At 58.6% G+C, this 15,938-nt stretch carries 19 protein-coding genes and 4 pseudogenes; 13 read left to right on the forward strand and 10 right to left on the reverse strand.

Annotated features, from left to right (window positions below; translation table 11 throughout):
* Positions 1 to 611 precede the first annotated feature (611 nt).
* Positions 612 to 1,115 carry a YadA-like family protein gene (locus KI228_RS24545; RefSeq protein ID WP_141227257.1) on the reverse strand — a complete coding sequence of 168 codons (504 nt, stop codon included), beginning with the start codon at positions 1,113 to 1,115 and terminating at the stop codon, positions 612 to 614.
* Between the two features lie 13 nt (positions 1,116 to 1,128).
* Positions 1,129 to 1,572 (reverse strand): annotated as a pseudogene (locus KI228_RS24405) (DNA cytosine methyltransferase); the annotation flags it as partial.
* Positions 1,573 to 2,047: 475 nt separating this feature from the next.
* On the opposite strand from KI228_RS24405, the gene KI228_RS23100 reads away from it, so the two are divergent.
* Positions 2,048 to 2,563 (forward strand): hypothetical protein, encoded by a 516-nt coding sequence (locus tag KI228_RS23100; protein ID WP_141227258.1) that lies wholly within the window; start codon positions 2,048 to 2,050, stop codon positions 2,561 to 2,563.
* Positions 2,564 to 2,772: 209 nt separating this feature from the next.
* On the opposite strand, the gene KI228_RS23105 is transcribed toward KI228_RS23100, so the two are convergent.
* Positions 2,773 to 3,753 (reverse strand): tyrosine-type recombinase/integrase, encoded by a 981-nt coding sequence (locus KI228_RS23105; RefSeq protein ID WP_141227259.1) that lies wholly within the window; start codon positions 3,751 to 3,753, stop codon positions 2,773 to 2,775.
* Positions 3,754 to 4,559: 806 nt separating this feature from the next.
* Positions 4,560 to 5,015, reverse strand: a complete 456-nt coding sequence (gene merR / locus KI228_RS23110; RefSeq protein ID WP_001166628.1) for a mercury resistance transcriptional regulator MerR — start codon at positions 5,013 to 5,015, stop codon at positions 4,560 to 4,562.
* A 71-nt stretch (positions 5,016 to 5,086) separates the two neighbouring features.
* Here merR (KI228_RS23110) and merT point away from each other — a divergent pair, with 71 nt between their 5' ends.
* The 7 genes and pseudogenes from merT to KI228_RS23145 form a co-directional block, all read left to right on the forward strand.
* Entirely contained in the window at positions 5,087 to 5,452 is a 366-nt protein-coding gene (gene merT / locus KI228_RS23115) for a mercuric ion transporter MerT (protein ID WP_001294656.1), read from the forward strand.
* Positions 5,453 to 5,467: 15 nt separating this feature from the next.
* Positions 5,468 to 5,743 (forward strand): mercury resistance system periplasmic binding protein MerP, encoded by a 276-nt coding sequence (gene merP / locus KI228_RS23120; RefSeq protein WP_000732275.1) that lies wholly within the window; start codon positions 5,468 to 5,470, stop codon positions 5,741 to 5,743.
* Positions 5,744 to 5,770: 27 nt separating this feature from the next.
* Positions 5,771 to 6,196 (forward strand): organomercurial transporter MerC, encoded by a 426-nt coding sequence (gene merC / locus KI228_RS23125; RefSeq protein ID WP_000522996.1) that lies wholly within the window; start codon positions 5,771 to 5,773, stop codon positions 6,194 to 6,196.
* A gap of 38 nt (positions 6,197 to 6,234) precedes the next feature.
* Positions 6,235 to 7,920 (forward strand): mercury(II) reductase, encoded by a 1,686-nt coding sequence (merA, locus tag KI228_RS23130; RefSeq protein WP_000209296.1) that lies wholly within the window; start codon positions 6,235 to 6,237, stop codon positions 7,918 to 7,920.
* A 17-nt stretch (positions 7,921 to 7,937) separates the two neighbouring features.
* Positions 7,938 to 8,303 carry a mercury resistance co-regulator MerD gene (merD, locus tag KI228_RS23135; protein WP_001277466.1) on the forward strand — a complete coding sequence of 122 codons (366 nt, stop codon included), beginning with the start codon at positions 7,938 to 7,940 and terminating at the stop codon, positions 8,301 to 8,303.
* On the forward strand, positions 8,300 to 8,536 hold the full coding sequence (gene merE, locus KI228_RS23140) for a broad-spectrum mercury transporter MerE (protein WP_001087807.1): 237 nt from the start codon (positions 8,300 to 8,302) through the stop codon (positions 8,534 to 8,536). Before merD (KI228_RS23135) ends, merE (KI228_RS23140) begins: the two co-directional genes overlap by 4 nt.
* A gap of 50 nt (positions 8,537 to 8,586) precedes the next feature.
* A pseudogene (locus KI228_RS23145) lies at positions 8,587 to 8,814 on the forward strand (DUF3330 domain-containing protein); the annotation flags it as partial.
* An 8-nt stretch (positions 8,815 to 8,822) separates the two neighbouring features.
* Here the strand turns inward: KI228_RS23145 and KI228_RS24550 are convergent.
* A complete protein-coding gene (locus KI228_RS24550) occupies positions 8,823 to 8,942 on the reverse strand; it encodes an NTP-binding protein (RefSeq protein WP_317987705.1) in 120 nt (39 codons plus the stop codon).
* A gap of 46 nt (positions 8,943 to 8,988) precedes the next feature.
* Between KI228_RS24550 and KI228_RS23150 the strand changes: the two genes are divergently transcribed.
* The 4 genes from KI228_RS23150 to KI228_RS23165 are packed head-to-tail and all read left to right on the forward strand — an operon-like array spanning position 8,989 to position 13,471.
* Entirely contained in the window at positions 8,989 to 10,671 is a 1,683-nt protein-coding gene (locus tag KI228_RS23150; RefSeq protein WP_010791757.1) for a Mu transposase C-terminal domain-containing protein, read from the forward strand.
* Between the two features lie 2 nt (positions 10,672 to 10,673).
* On the forward strand, positions 10,674 to 11,582 hold the full coding sequence (locus KI228_RS23155) for a TniB family NTP-binding protein (RefSeq protein ID WP_000393453.1): 909 nt from the start codon (positions 10,674 to 10,676) through the stop codon (positions 11,580 to 11,582).
* Positions 11,579 to 12,796, forward strand: a complete 1,218-nt coding sequence (locus KI228_RS23160; protein WP_011405615.1) for a TniQ family protein — start codon at positions 11,579 to 11,581, stop codon at positions 12,794 to 12,796. Before KI228_RS23155 ends, KI228_RS23160 begins: the two co-directional genes overlap by 4 nt.
* Positions 12,797 to 12,856: 60 nt before the next feature.
* The gene (locus KI228_RS23165; RefSeq protein ID WP_010981357.1) at positions 12,857 to 13,471 is read left to right on the forward strand and encodes a recombinase family protein; all 615 of its coding nucleotides are present in this window, start codon (positions 12,857 to 12,859) and stop codon (positions 13,469 to 13,471) included.
* A gap of 38 nt (positions 13,472 to 13,509) precedes the next feature.
* On the opposite strand, the pseudogene KI228_RS24410 reads toward KI228_RS23165, so the two are convergent.
* From KI228_RS24410 to KI228_RS23190, 5 genes and pseudogenes are all read right to left on the reverse strand, one after another.
* A pseudogene (locus tag KI228_RS24410) lies at positions 13,510 to 13,797 on the reverse strand (DUF3330 domain-containing protein); the annotation flags it as partial.
* A 48-nt stretch (positions 13,798 to 13,845) separates the two neighbouring features.
* Positions 13,846 to 14,082: a broad-spectrum mercury transporter MerE gene (gene merE, locus KI228_RS23175; protein WP_005413392.1), complete on the reverse strand. Its 237-nt coding sequence runs from the start codon at positions 14,080 to 14,082 to the stop codon at positions 13,846 to 13,848.
* Positions 14,079 to 14,444: a mercury resistance co-regulator MerD gene (merD, locus tag KI228_RS23180; protein WP_000995361.1), complete on the reverse strand. Its 366-nt coding sequence runs from the start codon at positions 14,442 to 14,444 to the stop codon at positions 14,079 to 14,081. Before merD (KI228_RS23180) ends, merE (KI228_RS23175) begins: the two co-directional genes overlap by 4 nt.
* A gap of 111 nt (positions 14,445 to 14,555) precedes the next feature.
* A complete protein-coding gene (gene merB / locus KI228_RS23185) occupies positions 14,556 to 15,194 on the reverse strand; it encodes an organomercurial lyase MerB (RefSeq protein ID WP_000761850.1) in 639 nt (212 codons plus the stop codon).
* A 14-nt stretch (positions 15,195 to 15,208) separates the two neighbouring features.
* Positions 15,209 to 15,424 (reverse strand): annotated as a pseudogene (locus KI228_RS23190) (mercury(II) reductase); the annotation flags it as partial.
* Between the two features lie 67 nt (positions 15,425 to 15,491).
* Between KI228_RS23190 and merR (KI228_RS23195) the strand changes: the two are divergent.
* Positions 15,492 to 15,926, forward strand: a complete 435-nt coding sequence (merR, locus tag KI228_RS23195) for a mercury resistance transcriptional regulator MerR (RefSeq protein ID WP_010981353.1) — start codon at positions 15,492 to 15,494, stop codon at positions 15,924 to 15,926.
* Positions 15,927 to 15,938: the final 12 nt, after the last annotated feature.

A 15,938-nucleotide genomic window follows, 5' to 3' on the forward strand; every position in this document is an offset into this window, starting at 1 on the left:
TCGCTTATTTTAGCTTTTAAAGCTTCCATAAGTTGCAACGTCGCTTCCCAGGCGTTATGCTCCGGCGTGAGTAATTTGGAAGTATTTTTGTAAATTGATGGTAGTTCGGTGATCGATTTCTCATCGGTTATCAATCTCCGATGAAAGCCCCGCTGTTTTGCAGTAGGGCTTTTTCGTTTTTAGCCGAAATCGAGCTGCGCGGTTTTCTTATGGGTCGGTTTCCGTTATGCAGAGAGCCGCTTTGCTTCCGGGCCAACAGCTTACAATTCGCGGTTTTTGCGATTGAATAATTACTCCATACCAATACGGCCGCATGTTTCGCACAAGCCATACTCCAGCATCAGTTGTTTATTCACATTATGCGTAGATGTCACCATCCCGCCGCAAGTGCTTAGCGCCATGATCTCGGCTACGTCCTGAAATAAAGTGTATTTCCCACGTTTGCGCGTATTTGCCTCATCGAACTGGGCGGCGGTCACGGTTACTGGCTTTGCATTGCTGCCGAGAAATTGCAATGAAACACTCTATTCTTACAAAATAAAGCCAGCATGATGGCTGGCTTTGTTCCTGGTAACGTGGCTTCTTTACAATAGATCGCTTTTAAACCGGCATTACCAACCGTAAGAGATACCGCCGCCAACAACGAAATTACGTTGGGTATCGTTCGAAACCGAAGCTTTAACCACTACGCTTTGGGATGCTCGAGCTGAAAAGCCCACGGCCACCGCGCTTTCACCATCTGTATTGCCTACCCCAGCGCCAATGCTAAAATTTTGATAGCTCGTAACTGGTGGGATATTGGCCATGGCGGCAACACCGGCAATGACGCTGCGGCGTAATCCTGCAACCTCTTCTGAATCTTCGAGCCATCCGGCCGCGTGTTGTTCATCAATAGATGTGGGCGCGCTTTCCGGTTGTCGCCATCCGCCATTGGCGTTGGCCATCCCGCTATTGTTTGCAGGTGATCGCCGCAATAAAGCTGGGCTTGCTCGGCCAGATTCCCCGGCGATAGTGAAGTGCGCCCCGTAGCCAGTCGCGCTTCCTTCCTCTTCTCGAAGCCGTCGGCCAAACGCGCTTTGATGTTCGTCGCCAGCGGCGTTAACCAGCCCGCCCATGTAGCCACCTTTTCCATCGCACGCGGCGGGAGTCGGCCATCCAGATGTGCGGCGCACCGATGCTCGCACCGCAGAGATGGAGCGCAGAAGCGGCGTAGACCTCCGCTTCGAGGTCAGTTTGTACAAGGTCGAACTATGCACTGCAGTGATCGCTTGCCACATGCTCGCCAAAGATTCGGACAGGTTTACACTCGCGAATGAGATGGTGGAAGGCTGACCATAAGTGCCGCTCATCATCAACCCCATTTCCTTTGCCCGCCGCGCTGAAAGGGTGGCTAGGGCAATAGCCGGTCCAGACTGGCCGATCATCTGGCCATTCGGTTTACCGTAGGGCAAGTAACCAGATTCCGATTCCGGCAAAGAAATGCACTTGGGTAAATACTCGGAGCTCATCGGGGGTTATATCCTCAATAGAACGTGTATCAACAACCCCTGGGGCGATATGGCCAGCGGCAATAAGATTGCGTAGCCATTGCGCTGCGTAGGGTTAGCTCTCGTTATAAAACGCGGTCATTAAGGAACCTAAAAAGAGAAGGGATGAATGGAAAAGCAGGATTTCAGGCACGAAAAAGCCGCCCTTTTTAGGGGGCGGCTTCATTCAGGCGCTGGTCAATGTCAGACATTAACACAACACCCAATCAAATTTAGAAGTTGAACAGCTTACGGATCAGCGCCACCAATAGTGGCGCGATGATGCCGGTAAAAGCTGCTAGCATTAAAGTTCGGTGACCGCCGGGATGGTCACTTATGTGAAAGGCATTTACACAGGATGCATGTATAGGGGCTTCCGGTGCAACATCCTATTCGTATACTATTTTCGGATAATTAAGCGTTTCAAGCGGGATATGAGTAAAATCAATTTATATCATTGGGTTATTATATGTATCATTTTTCATCCTTAGCGCCCACCAAGCAAGCCTAGCGAGAGCAATATGCCAACAAACAACAAAATTTCTTCGATCGACGAACTTTTTGCACAAATGGCAGATGAGCCTTACATCTTCTCAGAACTTGAGCTTCAAGCTTCGGTCGAAAATCTATATATAGGCATTGTGCAACGGATCACAAATGATGTGGACCTCTACAAATACGTTACCGCCAGTGTTGAGTCTGCGCGAATGTGGATGGGCCAACATGGCGCGGAAGTTCTAATCCATGCGAAGTTGCACCCTCACGAGTTTCAGGGCAGTTTACAGGCTGAGCCGTACCCGGAAGGCAGTGCTGGTGATTATGTGGCGAACGGGCAATACGGCATGCTGATGAGTCAGTTTGGGGAAGATAAGACGCAGTGGATTTATTGCCAAGCGCTTACCAAGTTAATTAATGAATATCGCCAGGAGTTGGATTCCGTGAGGAAGAAGGTAGCATTTAATACTGCCCATCATTGCCTGACTAACGAGCAGTATCAGGAAGCCCGCCATTGGATCGATGTGCTTGAGAGCATCTGAGAGCGGATAACGTTGGTGGACTATGGGCGCCGCTTGAATCCAGAATTCTCCCTACGCAAAGGCTATTTATTAGAATGCTAGGTGTCGATAACTAACTGAATTACAGAAGCAGTGGAGTTCCAGCATCCGAAATCGCTCTATTCTGGCAGGGCTATAAATTCAGAACTCCTCATCATAATGAGTTCATAAGTTAACAGCTTGACTTATGATCATGGCAAGCTGAGGCGATCACGTGCCGTTCGCAGCCGCTCATCTCCCCGGCGATCGTAGTTCTGGGTGGTGGTGACACTGGCATGGCCCATCGCATCCTTCACAGTTATCAGGTCTTCACCGTTATCCAGCAGGGCGGTGGCAAAGGTTCTCCTCAGATCATGCGGGGCACATTGCGGAATTCCGGCCTGGCCCCGACGTACCTGCAGAATATGGTATACAGCCTGGTCGGTAAGGCGGTCATTCGTCAGGGTGTCAAACCGGCGTATGCGGGTGAACAACGGTCCGGGGTTTTCACCGCGCACCTGGTCTATCCAGAGCTGAAGACGCTGCCATGTCCCGTCAGGCATGTAGGCCAGTCGTTCCTTGTTTCCTTTTCCCAGCACTCTGAGAGCTCTCTCATACGTGACAACGTCACTTAATCTGAGATAGACGGCTTCAGAACGGCGCAGACCACAGCCCAGCAGTACACCCAGTATCGCCGCATCCCGTACCCCGAGGCTGCTCCGGTCAGCTTCACAGGCAGCAAACAATTGCTGGATGTCATGAGCCGGGAGAGCACGGCCCCGGGATAACCGGCTGCCACGCAGATTTCGGACTGCCCGGATATGTTGAAAGCTCTCCACATCCATCAGCCTCAGCATCCAGGCCTCTTTTGCCACACCCTTCAGCGCGGCAAGGTAGGTGTTAACGGTAGCCGTGGCGCGACCAGTATCGCGAAGCAGTTCGGTGATCCCCATGACATGGTGCCGGCGCAGGCTGCCCCAGCTGCAGGTATCAGCACTGGAGGCACCGAGCATCCGGGCCACGATCCCGAGGAAAGAGGCCATGGTCTGACGACTGCGCGGAGAATTCAGGGAAAGGAGATAGGCGCGCGCGGGATCGAGAGGGGGCTCACCGCCGGCTGGCGATGGCCAGAATTCACCGTCTGGTATCAGCGGTACCAGCTGCGGAATCGAAGTCGCATCATTGTCTGTCATCCGGCACTCTCCAGGGCCGGGAAGTGCCCGACGCGCTGTGTGAAAAAACGGGCCCGATTGCCCTGCTGAAGTCTATCGCAGAGAGTCTACTTTCTCAAACATACATTTTAATAAGTAGAGTTGAAAAATATCATAACTCGTTACTCAATGGGTGATGAGAGGTTACACTTCTATCTACCCATGCTTCATTGTAAAATTTTTATAACATAGAAAACTTTTAGCGATCGGATTTTCACACAAAAAAGAGATATATATAGTGTCGGAACATATGATTAATATACCTAAAGAATAAAATGAAGGTGAATACAGTGATGATGATTTTTCTAAAAAATCATCATGGGGCGCAGATCTAAGTTTTAGGGAACTAACTTCAAAATATGATGATTAATTAGTTAAACCAGACTACAGAGGAACTATATTTGGGATGAGCCAGAAGCATCAAGGTTTATCGACTCAATTTTATTGGGCCTACTATCCCGAGCATCTTCTTAGCTTAGACAAAGGATGAAAAATTATTAATAACTGATATTTATCAACGACTTATGTCAAAAAAGAATTACGTTAAAAATATTTTCACTAAAGATAACTCTATTTTTAAACTGTCACGAACTGAGAATATACATGAAAAATGGAGAGGTCGATTATTCCTAGAGTTGTCTGATGATGAAAAAAGAAAAATTAGAAACACAACGATTCATGCAATGATTTTCATGCAGCAACAGCCGAAAACAGGTGATACAAGTTTTACCAAATCTTAACTGAAATGTCATATAGGGGTCGTCTCAGAATTCGGAAAATAAAGCACGCTAAGGCGTAGTCACCCCGTGACTCCCCCGCGCCGATGCAGCGAGCTTCGTTCCGTCTTGCAGTGACGCAATCAGCGGGCAGGAAACGTTCCCTTTCCGCGCATGGCAGGCGCACACCAGTTCAGACAGCACGGCCTCCATGCGTGCCAAGTCGGCCATCTTCTCGCGCACATCCTTGAGCTTGTGCTCGGCCAGGCCGCTGGCTTCCTCGCAATGGGTGCCATCCTCCAGCCGCAGTAGCTCGGCGATTTCGTCCAGGCTAAAGCCCAGCCGCTGGGCCGATTTCACGAACCGCACTCGTGTTACATCCGCCTCGCCATAGCGGCGAATGCTGCCATAGGGCTTGTCTGGCTCCGGCAGCAGGCCCTTGCGCTGGTAGAACCGGATGGTCTCCACATTGACCCCGGCCGCCTTGGCAAAAACGCCAATGGTCAGATTCTCAAAATTAATTTGCATATCGCTTGACTCCGTACATAACTACGGAAGTAAGCTTAAGCTATCCAAACCAAATTTGAAAGGACAAGCGTATGTCTGAACCACAAAAGTCTGAACCACAAAACGGGCGCGGCGCGCTCTTCGCCGGTGGGCTGGCCGCCATTCTTGCGTCGGCCTGCTGCCTGGGGCCGCTGGTTTTGATCGCCTTGGGGTTCAGCGGGGCATGGATCGGCAACCTGACGGTGCTGGAACCCTATCGCCCGATCTTCATCGGCGCAGCGCTGGTCGCGCTGTTTTTCGCCTGGCGGCGCATCTACCGCCCGGCGCAAGCCTGCAAACCGGGTGAGGTCTGCGCGATTCCCCAAGTGCGAGCTACTTACAAGCTCATTTTCTGGATCGTGGCCGCGCTGGTCCTGGTCTCGCTCGGATTTCCCTACGTCATGCCATTTTTCTATTAATCACAGGAGTTCATCATGAAAAAACTGTTTGCCGCCCTCGCCCTCGCTGCCGTTGTTGCCCCCGTGTGGGCCGCCACCCAGACCGTCACGCTGTCCGTGCCTGGCATGACCTGCGCCTCTTGCCCGATCACTGTCAAGCACGCGCTTTCCAAGGTTGAGGGCGTGAGCAAGACCGACGTAAGTTTCGACAAGCGCCAGGCCGTCGTCACCTTCGACGATGCCAAGACCAACGTCCAGAAGTTGACCAAGGCGACCGAGGACGCGGGCTATCCGTCCAGCCTCAAACGCTGATCCGTTAACCGAACTCGGGAGCGACACATGGGACTCATCACGCGCATCGCTGGCAAAACCGGCGCGCTCGGCAGCGTCGTTTCCGCGATGGGCTGCGCCGCCTGTTTTCCTGCCATCGCCAGCTTTGGCGCGGCCATCGGACTGGGCTTCTTGAGCCAGTACGAGGGGCTATTCATTGGCATCCTGCTGCCGATGTTCGCCGGCATCGCGTTACTCGCCAATGCTATCGCTTGGCTCAATCATCGACAGTGGCGACGCACGGCGCTCGGCACGATAGGCCCGATCTTGGTGCTGGCAGCGGTGTTTTTAATGCGGGCTTACGGCTGGCAGAGCGGTGGACTGCTCTATGTCGGCCTGGCCTTGATGGTTGGGGTGTCGGTCTGGGATTTCATCTCGCCAGCACATCGCCGCTGCGGGCCGGACAGCTGTGAATTGCCAGAACAACGTGGCTGACGGCAACAGCCGTAGCCACCACAGAAAAGGAAAAATACATGACCACCCTGAAAATCACCGGGATGACCTGCGACTCGTGCGCGGCTCACGTCAAGGAAGCCTTGGAGAAAGTGCCCGGCGTGCAATCGGCGCTGGTGTCCTATCCGAAGGGCACAGCGCAACTCGCCATTGAGGCGGGCACGTCATCGGATGCGCTGACTACCGCCGTGGCCGGACTGGGCTACGAGGCAACGCTTGCCGATGCGCCACCGACGGACAACCGCGCCGGCCTGCTCGACAAGATGCGCGGCTGGATAGGGGCCGCTGATAAGCCCAGTGGCAACGAACGCCCGTTGCAGGTCGTCGTCATTGGTAGCGGTGGAGCCGCGATGGCGGCAGCACTGAAGGCCGTCGAGCAAGGCGCGCAGGTCACGCTGATTGAGCGCGGCACCATCGGCGGCACCTGCGTCAACGTCGGTTGTGTGCCGTCCAAGATCATGATCCGCGCCGCCCACATCGCCCATCTGCGCCGGGAAAGCCCATTCGACGGCGGCATGCCACCCACACCGCCGACGATCTTGCGCGAGCGGCTGCTGGCCCAGCAGCAGGCCCGTGTCGAAGAACTCCGTCATGCCAAGTACGAAGGCATCCTGGACGGCAATTCAGCCATCACCGTTCTGCACGGTGAAGCGCGTTTCAAGGACGACCAGAGCCTTATCGTTAGTTTGAACGAGGGTGGCGAGCGCGTCGTGATGTTCGACCGCTGCCTGGTCGCCACGGGTGCCAGCCCGGCGGTCCCGCCGATTCCGGGCTTGAAAGAGTCACCCTACTGGACTTCCACCGAGGCCCTGGCGAGCGACACCATTCCCGAACGCCTTGCCGTAATCGGCTCGTCGGTGGTGGCGCTGGAGCTGGCGCAAGCCTTTGCCCGGCTGGGCAGCAAGGTCACGGCCCTGGCGCGCAATACCTTGTTCTTCCGTGAAGACCCGGCCATCGGCGAGGCGGTGACAGCCGCTTTCCGTGCCGAGGGCATCGAGGTGCTGGAGCACACGCAAGCCAGCCAGGTCGCCCATATGGACGGTGAATTCGTGCTGACCACCACGCACGGTGAATTGCGCGCCGACAAGCTGCTGGTCGCCACCGGCCGGACACCGAACACGCGCAGCCTGGCATTGGAAGCGGCGGGGGTAGCCGTCAATGCGCAGGGGGCCATCGTCATCGACAAGGGCATGCGCACCAGTAGCCCGAACATCTACGCGGCCGGCGACTGCACCGACCAGCCGCAGTTCGTCTATGTGGCGGCAGCGGCCGGCACTCGTGCGGCGATCAACATGACTGGCGGCGATGCGGCCCTGGACCTGACCGCAATGCCGGCCGTGGTGTTCACCGACCCGCAGGTCGCCACCGTGGGCTACAGCGAGGCGGAAGCACATCACGACGGGATCGAGACCGACAGTCGCCTGCTAACACTGGATAACGTGCCGCGTGCGCTTGCCAACTTCGACACACGCGGCTTCATCAAGCTGGTCATCGAGGAAGGTAGCGGACGGCTCATCGGCGTGCAAGCGGTGGCCCCGGAAGCGGGTGAACTGATCCAGACGGCGGTGCTCGCCATTCGCAACCGTATGACCGTGCAGGAACTGGCCGACCAATTGTTCCCCTACCTGACCATGGTCGAAGGGCTGAAGCTCGCGGCGCAGACCTTCAGCAAGGACGTGAAGCAGCTTTCGTGCTGCGCCGGATGAGGAAAAGGAGGTGTTCAATGAGCGCCTACACAGTGTCCCGGCTGGCCCTTGATGCCGGGGTGAGCGTGCATATCGTGCGCGACTACCTGCTGCGCGGATTGCTACGGCCGGTCGCGTACACTACGGGCGGCTACGGCTTGTTCGATGACACCGCGTTGCAACGGCTGCGCTTTGTACGGGCTGCCTTCGAAGCGGGTATCGGCCTGGACGCACTGGCGCGGCTGTGCCGGGCGCTGGATGCTGCGGACGGTGACGGTGCGTCTGCGCAGCTTGCCGTGTTGCGGCAACTCGTCGAGCGTCGGCGCGAGGCCCTGGCCAGCCTCGAAATGCAACTGGCCGCCATGCCAACCGAACCGGCACAGCACGCGGAGAGTCTGCCATGAACAGCCCAGAGCACTTGCCGTCTGAGACGCACAAACCGATCACCGGCTACTTGTGGGGCGCGCTGGCCGTGCTCACCTGTCCCTGCCATTTGCCGATTCTCGCCATTGTGCTAGCCGGCACGACGGCCGGCGCGTTCATCGGGGAGCACTGGGGTATTGCAGCCCTCACGCTGACCGGCTTGTTTGTCCTGTCTGTGACGCGGCTGCTGCGGGCCTTCAAGGGAAGATCATGACCGCTTCCCAGCCAGCCGAGAGTGGGCAGCTTTGAGCTTCGCTACCAATCTGGAGGAGTACCACCATGAACGCAAACGCCCCGAACACTGCCAGTTGCACCACCTGCTGCGTATGCTGCAAAGAAATTCCGCTCGATGCCGCCTTCACCCCGGAAGGCGCGGAATACGTCGAACATTTCTGCGGGCTGGATTGCTATGAACGCTTCCAGGCACGCGCCAAGGCCGCGACAGAATCTGACATTGCGCCTGTCCCTGGCGGTTCGCAGCCGTCAGATTGAGGCATACCCTAACTTGATGTCAGATGCCATGTGTCATTTTCAGAAGACGACTGCACCAATTGACGGGGCGTAACGCCAGATGTGCAGGCGACTCCTGACAACGCAATATCAGAAGTCATCTGCACCAATCTCGACTATGCTCAATACTCGTGTGCACCAAAGCGAGGTGTGAGCATGGCGTCAGACACATCATTGATTGCCGAGCAAGGCGTGGCCACCCTGCCCGATGCGGCTTGGGCGCAGGCCCGGCAACGGGCGGAAATCATCGGGCCGCTGGCAGCGCTTGATGTGGTCGGGCATGAAGCCGCCGATGCCGCTGCTCACGCGCTTGGCCTGTCCAGGCGGCAGGTGTATGTCCTAATCCGCCGTGCCCGGCAAGGTGCTGGGCTTGTGACGGACCTGGCTCGCAGCCGATCCGGCGGCGGAAAAGGCAAGGGACGCTTGCCGGAATCAGTTGAGCGCATCATCCGCGAGTTGCTGCAAAAGCGCTTCCTGACCAAGCAGAAGCGTAGCCTGGCAGCGTTCCACCGCGAGGTCGCGCAGGCTTGCAAAGCGCAAAAGCTGCGGGCGCCGGCGCGCAACACCGTGGCTCTGCGGATCGCCGGCCTCGATCCGCTCAAGGCCACTCGCCGCCGGGAAGGTCAGGATGCGTCCCGCAGCCTGCAAGGTGTCGGTGGTGAGCCTCCCGCCGTGACCGCGCCACTGGAACAAGTGCAGATTGATCACACGGTCATCGACCTGATCGTGGTGGACGAGCGCGACCGGCAACCGATTGGCCGTCCGTATCTGACCATCGCCATCGACGTGTTTACCCGCTGCGTGCTCGGCATGGTCGTCACGCTGGAAGCGCCGTCATCTGTTTCGGTCGGCCTGTGCCTTGTGCATGTCGCCTGCGACAAGCGTCCCTGGCTGGAGGGTCTGAACATAGAAATGGAGTGGCCGATGAGCGGCAAGCCCAGGCTGCTCTACCTGGACAACGCGGCCGAGTTCAAGAGCGAAGCGCTACGCCGAGGCTGCGAGCAGCATGGCATCCGGCTTGACTATCGCCCGCTCGGGCAGCCGCACTACGGCGGCATCGTGGAACGGATCATCGGCACGGCGATGCAGATGATCCACGACGAATTGCCAGGGACGACCTTCTCCAACCCTGACCAGCGCGGCGACTACGATTCCGAAAACAAGGCCGCCCTGACGCTGCGTGAGCTGGAGCGCTGGCTCACATTGGCGGTCGGCACCTACCACGGCTCCGTGCACAACGGCCTGCTCCAGCCGCCGGCAGCGCGCTGGGCCGAAGCTATCGCGCGGACCGGCGTGCCAACCGTCATCACTCGCACCACGGCTTTTCTGGTCGATTTTCTGCCCATCATCCGCCGCACGCTGACCCGCACCGGCTTCGTCATCGACCACATCCATTACTACGCCGATGCGCTCAAGCCGTGGATAGCTCGGCGCGACCGCTTGCCTGCGTTCCTGATCCGGCGCGACCCGCGCGACATCAGCCGCATTTGGGTGCTGGAGCCGGAGGGGCAGCACTATCTGGAAATTCCATACCGCACCTTGTCGCACCCGGCTGTCACCCTCTGGGAACAACGACAGGCGCTGGCGAAATTGCGGCAGCAAGGGCGCGAACAGGTGGATGAGTCGGCGCTGTTTCGCATGATCGGCCAGATGCGCGAAATCGTGTCCACCGCGCAGAAAGCTACGCGCAAGGCGCGGCGCGACGCGGATCGACGCCAGCATCTCAAGGCAACGGCAGTTCTTTTCAAAACCACGCCACCACCGGACGCGGACATGGCTGACCCGCAGGCAGACAACCAGCCACCTGCCAAACCGTTCGACCAGATTGAGGAGTGGTAGCCGTGGAAGAATATCCCATCATCGACTTGTCCCACCTGATGCCGGTGGCCCAGGGCTTGGCCCGTCTTCCGGCGGACGAACGCATCCATCGCCTTCGCGCTGACCGCTGGATCGGCTATCCGCGAGCAGTCGAGGCGCTGAATCGGCTGGAAGCCCTGTATGCGTGGCCGAACAAACAACGCATGCCCAACCTGCTGTTGGTCGGTCCAACCAACAACGGCAAGTCGATGATCGTCGAGAAATTCCGCCGCACCCACCCGGCCAGCTCCGACGCCGACCAGGAGCACATTCCGGTACTGGTCGTGCAGATGCCATCCGAACCGTCGGTAATCCGCTTCTACGTCGCGCTACTTGCCGCGATGGGCGCGCCATTGCGCCCGCGCCCACGGCTGCCGGAAATGGAGCAATTGGCGCTGGCACTGCTACGCAAGGTCGGCGTGCGCATGCTGGTGATCGACGAATTGCACAACGTCCTGGCCGGCAACAGCGTCAACCGCCGGGAATTCCTCAACCTGCTGCGTTTCCTCGGCAACGAGCTGCGCATCCCGCTGGTCGGGGTCGGCACACGCGATGCCTACTTGGCGATCCGCTCGGACGACCAGTTGGAAAACCGCTTCGAGCCGATGATGCTGCCGGTGTGGGAGGCCAACGACGATTGCTGCTCACTGCTGGCCAGCTTCGCGGCTTCGCTCCCGCTGCGGCGACCCTCGTCGATTGCCACGCTGGATATGGCCCGCTACCTGCTCACGCGCAGCGAGGGCACCATCGGCGAGCTGGCGCACCTGTTGATGGCGGCGGCCGTCGCTGCCGTGGAGAGCGGTGAGGAAGCGATCAACCATCGCACGCTCAGCATGGCCGATTACACCGGTCCCAGCGAGCGGCGGCGGCAATTCGAGCGGGAACTGATGTGAAGCCAGCGCCACACTGGCCACTGCATCCGGCTCCCAGGGAAGGCGAAGCCTTGTCTTCGTGGCTCAACCGCGTGGCCCTTTGCTATCACATGGAGGTGTCCGAGCTGCTGGAGCACGATCTTGGTCACGGCCAGGTTGATGACCTGGACACCGCGCCACCACTGGCGCTGCTGGCGATGCTCTCCCAGCGGAGCGGCATCGAGCCGGACCGGCTGCGTTGCATGAGTTTCGCCGGCTGGGTGCCTTGGCTACTGGACAGCCTTGATGATCAGATTCCAGATGCATTGGAAACCTATGCGTTCCAGCTCTCGGTGCTGCTGCCGAAACTCCGCCGTAGGACGCGATCCATCACGAGCTGGCGTGCCTGGCTGCCCAGCCAGCCGATACATCGCGCCTGCCCGCTCTGTCTGAACGATCCGGAGAACCAAGCCGTACTGCTCGCGTGGAAGCTGCCCCTGATGCTGAGCTGCCCACTGCATGGCTGCTGGCTGGAATCCTATTGGGGCGTGCCAGGGCGGTTTCTCGGCTGGGAGAACGCCGACGCCGAACCGCGCACTGCCAGCGACGCGATTGCGGCGATGGACCAGCGTACCTGGCAGGCACTGACGACCGGCCACGTGGAGTTGCCGCGCCGACGCATCCACGCCGGATTGTGGTTTAGGCTGCTACGCACGCTGCTCGATGAGCTGAACACCCCGCTTTCGACGTGCGGCACCTACGCGGGGTATCTCCGCCAAATCTGGGAATGCTGCGGGCATCCGCTGCGTGCTGGGCAAAGTCTGTGGCGACCGTATGAAACCCTGAACCCGGCAGTACGGTTGCAGATGCTGGAGGCGGCGGCAACGGCAATCAGCTTGATTGAGGTGAGGGATATAAGCCCGCCAGGCGAGCACGCAAAGCTATTCTGGTCCGAGCCCCAAACCGGGTTCACCAGTGGCCTGCCGGCGAAAGCGCCGAAGCCCGAACCCGTCGATCACTGGCAGCGTGCAATCCAGGCCATTGATGAGGCCATCATTGAAGCACGACACAACCCCGAGACGGCACGCTCGCTGTTCGCGTTGGCTTCCTATGGTCGGCGCGACCCCGCTTCCTTGGAACAGTTGCGCGCCACCTTCGCGAAGGAAGGCATCCCCCCGGAATTTCTGTCACATTATGAGCCTAGCCTACCCTTTGCATGCCTTAGACAGAATGACGGGTTAAGTGACAAATTTTGACGTGCAGAGCTTCCCGATGCAAACTGTCACATAATCGAACGTATATGTGACAGGTACAAGATGCTGATTGGCTACATGCGAGTATCGAAGGCGGATGGCTCCCAGGCGACGGACTTGCAGCGCGATGCGCTGGTCGCGGCCGGTGTTGATCCGGCGCATCTCTATGAAGACCAAGCGTCCGGAAAACGCGAGGATCGTCCCGGTCTGGCGAGCTGTCTGAAGGCACTACGGCCAGGCGACACGTTGGTCGTTTGGAAACTGGATCGGCTCGGGCGCGACCTGCGCCATCTGATCAATACCGTCCATGACCTGACCGGACGCGGCATCGGCCTCAAGGTGCTGACCGGGCACGGCGCGGCCATTGACACCACGACCGCCGCCGGCAAGCTGGTCTTCGGTATCTTCGCCGCGCTGGCCGAGTTCGAGCGCGAGTTGATCGCCGAGCGCACCGTGGCGGGCCTGGCCTCAGCACGGGCACGCGGCCGGAAAGGCGGCCGGCCGTTCAAGATGACCGCCGCCAAGCTGCGGCTGGCGATGGCGGCAATGGGGCAGTCAGAGACCAAGGTCGGCGACCTGTGCCAGGAACTTGGCATCACGCGGCAGACCCTGTATCGGCATATTTCACCCAAGGGCGAGCTACGTCCAGATGGCGAGAAGCTACTCAGCCGAATTTGATGCCGACATGAGGCGACGTAGCGAAAGCGTGGTTTGTCTCAATTTGACGGCGGCGAACCGCAAGCGTTCGGTTCGCCGCTCGTTTCGGTCGCAGTGCTGGCCCGCGCCTGGAAACGTTGATAACACTCCAGCCCGCAGAAGTGCTCGACGTACTCCGCGCCTTCCGGTGTGAAGGCGGCATCGAGCGGAATTTCCTTGCAGCACACGCAGCAACTGGTGGCGGTCGGATCATTTGCATTCATGGTGGCACCCCTCCATTGACTGACGAAGACGGCGAATGCCGCCGCCGGCATCGGCTTTGCGAACAGAAAGCCTTGCCCGCGCTCGAACGCTTGGGCCCTCCGCCGTAGTCCATCCATCCGGCCGGGAAGCGCTCATGATCTTTCCCTGAATGCCCGCAACGCCCGCGCCAGTGACAGAAGAAACAGGCCGGTCAAACCGAGCGCCGTGATGACCCAATACTCGACAAGGAATGCACCGGCGGTTGTGCCGGCCAGCACGGCAGCGAGGATGGACAGGTGGCAGGGGCAAGTCAGCACGGCCAGCGTGCCCCACAGGTAGCCGGTGAACGGTTTGTGCGTCTCGGCCGGCATGCGCTCGGGGCTGTTCATGGCAAACTCTCCGCATGCTGTGCCGGCGCGGTCGGCATGGCGGCCAACTGCACTTCCAGATTGGCCAACGCTTCGCGCCGGCGTTCGACGAACTGACGCAGCACAGCAAGCTGCGCGGCAGTTTCATCGCAGTTCGCCGCATCCAGCGCCCGGCACAGCCGCGCCAATGCGCCGAGGCCGATGCCCGCCTCGAAGGCGGCCCGCACGAAGCACAGTCGCTGCAAGGCGGCGTCATCGAACAGGCCGTAGCCACCCGTGGTGCAGGCGACTGGCCGCAGCAATCCGCGCAGCAGGTAGTCGCGCACGATATGCACGCTCACCCCGGCATCAAGGGCCAGCCGGGACACCGTGTAGGCGTTCATCGAACACCTCCTTTTGGTCGGTTCACGGCAATGCATATACCGTTTCGCCGAGTTCAATCCGCGCGCTGCGAATCCGATGCCGGTGCCGTAGAACATTGGGTCGATATCCGATCACGGTGTCCTAGATGACATGGTCTGCAACAGATGTCGATTAAACTCCTGGCCCAAGCCGAAAGCCTCGTGGACACTGACGATCGCCAATCCTTCCAATCCTTGATGCTTGGAGGCCCAGTCTTCCGCCGTCGGGACAGATGCAAAGAAATGTACATGGCAACAGAAGGACTGACGAACGTCGGCTGCTTCCTGCGGCAATACCAAGGACACCGCCATGCCGGCAGGTTCGACAGCCTGTATCTCGCTGGGTGAAACCGTGAGTGAAACGGGTGCTCCGGTTGCAGCGCAATGCGATGAGACGCGAGCTGTACGGCCGATCAGCGCCGGAAATATCAAGGTGTCCAGCGCGCACCAGGCATACAGACGGCGGTCGTCAATTTCAAAGACATACGAAGTCTCGCGCAAGGTGAGGCCGTAGCCGATGATGTTCCCATCTTTGTCATATTCGGTACTGGTGGCCTGTTCGAGTACGGCGGCCACTCGCTCAGCGGGCCAGTCGAGAATCCCGGCAAGTGTCGTTCGTGAAACCGGACGCCCCTTGGCGAGTTCCCGCAGTAGCGGGACCAAGAGATCCGCAGTACCATTGGTACGATTGACCGAAGTGAGACGTTCTAAAATATATGGGGCGAGCTTCATGGTTCCATCTCCTTTCATCCTGCGCAGCAGGACAATTGTTTGACATCCTTGGTGAAGGTCTGCGCCGCGAGCTTCAGCCCCTCGACCATCGTCAGGTAGGGGAACAACTGGTCAGCCAGTTCCTGTACGGTCATGCGGTTACGGATCGCGAGCACCGCCGTCTGGATCAGCTCGCCCGCTTCCGGGGCCACTGCCTGTACCCCAATGAGTCGTCCGCTACCTTCCTCGGCTTGTCCTTTCGAATTTGAATTGGATAGCGTAACCTTACTTCCGTACTCATGTACGGAGTCAAGCGGTATGGAAAATAATTTGGAGAACCTGACCATTGGCGTTTTTGCCAAGGCAGCCGGCGTCAACGTGGAGACCATCCGGTTCTATCAGCGCAAGGGCTTGTTGCCCGAGCCGGACAAGCCCTATGGCAGCATTCGCCGCTATGGCGCGGCGGACGTGACACGGGTGCGATTCGTGAAATCGGCCCAGCGGTTGGGCTTCAGCCTGGATGAAATCGCCGAGTTGCTGCGGCTCGACGATGGCACCCACTGCGAGGAGGCCAGCAGCCTGGCCGAGCACAAGCTCCAAGACGTGCGCGAGAAGATGGCCGATTTGGCGCGCATGGAGGCTGTGCTGTCTGACCTGGTGTGCGCCTGCCATTCGCGGCAGGGGAATGTTTCGTGTCCGCTGATTGCGTCGTTGCAAGGTGGAACGAGCTTGGCAGGGGCTTCCACAGCTTAGCGTGCTTTATTT

The organism is Citrobacter amalonaticus (genome assembly GCF_018323885.1).
Taxonomy (GTDB): domain Bacteria; phylum Pseudomonadota; class Gammaproteobacteria; order Enterobacterales; family Enterobacteriaceae; genus Citrobacter_A; species Citrobacter_A amalonaticus.

What these genes read in the sequence shown, in the direction of transcription:
- merP (WP_000732275.1), top strand. Translation starts at nt 5,468, where the DNA reads ATGAAAAAACTGTTTGCCGCCCTCGCCCTCGCTGCCGTTGTTGCCCCC.
- KI228_RS23105 (WP_141227259.1), bottom strand. Translation starts at nt 3,753, where the DNA reads ATGACAGACAATGATGCGACTTCGATTCCGCAGCTGGTACCGCTGATA.
- merD (WP_000995361.1), bottom strand. Translation starts at nt 14,444, where the DNA reads ATGAACGCCTACACGGTGTCCCGGCTGGCCCTTGATGCCGGGGTGAGC.
- merR (WP_010981353.1), top strand. Translation starts at nt 15,492, where the DNA reads ATGGAAAATAATTTGGAGAACCTGACCATTGGCGTTTTTGCCAAGGCA.
- merE (WP_005413392.1), bottom strand. Translation starts at nt 14,082, where the DNA reads ATGAACAGCCCCGAGCGCATGCCGGCCGAGACGCACAAACCGTTCACC.
- merE (WP_001087807.1), top strand. Translation starts at nt 8,300, where the DNA reads ATGAACAGCCCAGAGCACTTGCCGTCTGAGACGCACAAACCGATCACC.
- merB (WP_000761850.1), bottom strand. Translation starts at nt 15,194, where the DNA reads ATGAAGCTCGCCCCATATATTTTAGAACGTCTCACTTCGGTCAATCGT.
- merD (WP_001277466.1), top strand. Translation starts at nt 7,938, where the DNA reads ATGAGCGCCTACACAGTGTCCCGGCTGGCCCTTGATGCCGGGGTGAGC.
- KI228_RS24545 (WP_141227257.1), bottom strand. Translation starts at nt 1,115, where the DNA reads ATGGGCGGGCTGGTTAACGCCGCTGGCGACGAACATCAAAGCGCGTTT.
- KI228_RS23165 (WP_010981357.1), top strand. Translation starts at nt 12,857, where the DNA reads ATGCTGATTGGCTACATGCGAGTATCGAAGGCGGATGGCTCCCAGGCG.
- merA (WP_000209296.1), top strand. Translation starts at nt 6,235, where the DNA reads ATGACCACCCTGAAAATCACCGGGATGACCTGCGACTCGTGCGCGGCT.
- KI228_RS23100 (WP_141227258.1), top strand. Translation starts at nt 2,048, where the DNA reads ATGCCAACAAACAACAAAATTTCTTCGATCGACGAACTTTTTGCACAA.
- merC (WP_000522996.1), top strand. Translation starts at nt 5,771, where the DNA reads ATGGGACTCATCACGCGCATCGCTGGCAAAACCGGCGCGCTCGGCAGC.
- merR (WP_001166628.1), bottom strand. Translation starts at nt 5,015, where the DNA reads ATGCAAATTAATTTTGAGAATCTGACCATTGGCGTTTTTGCCAAGGCG.
- KI228_RS23150 (WP_010791757.1), top strand. Translation starts at nt 8,989, where the DNA reads ATGGCGTCAGACACATCATTGATTGCCGAGCAAGGCGTGGCCACCCTG.
- merT (WP_001294656.1), top strand. Translation starts at nt 5,087, where the DNA reads ATGTCTGAACCACAAAAGTCTGAACCACAAAACGGGCGCGGCGCGCTC.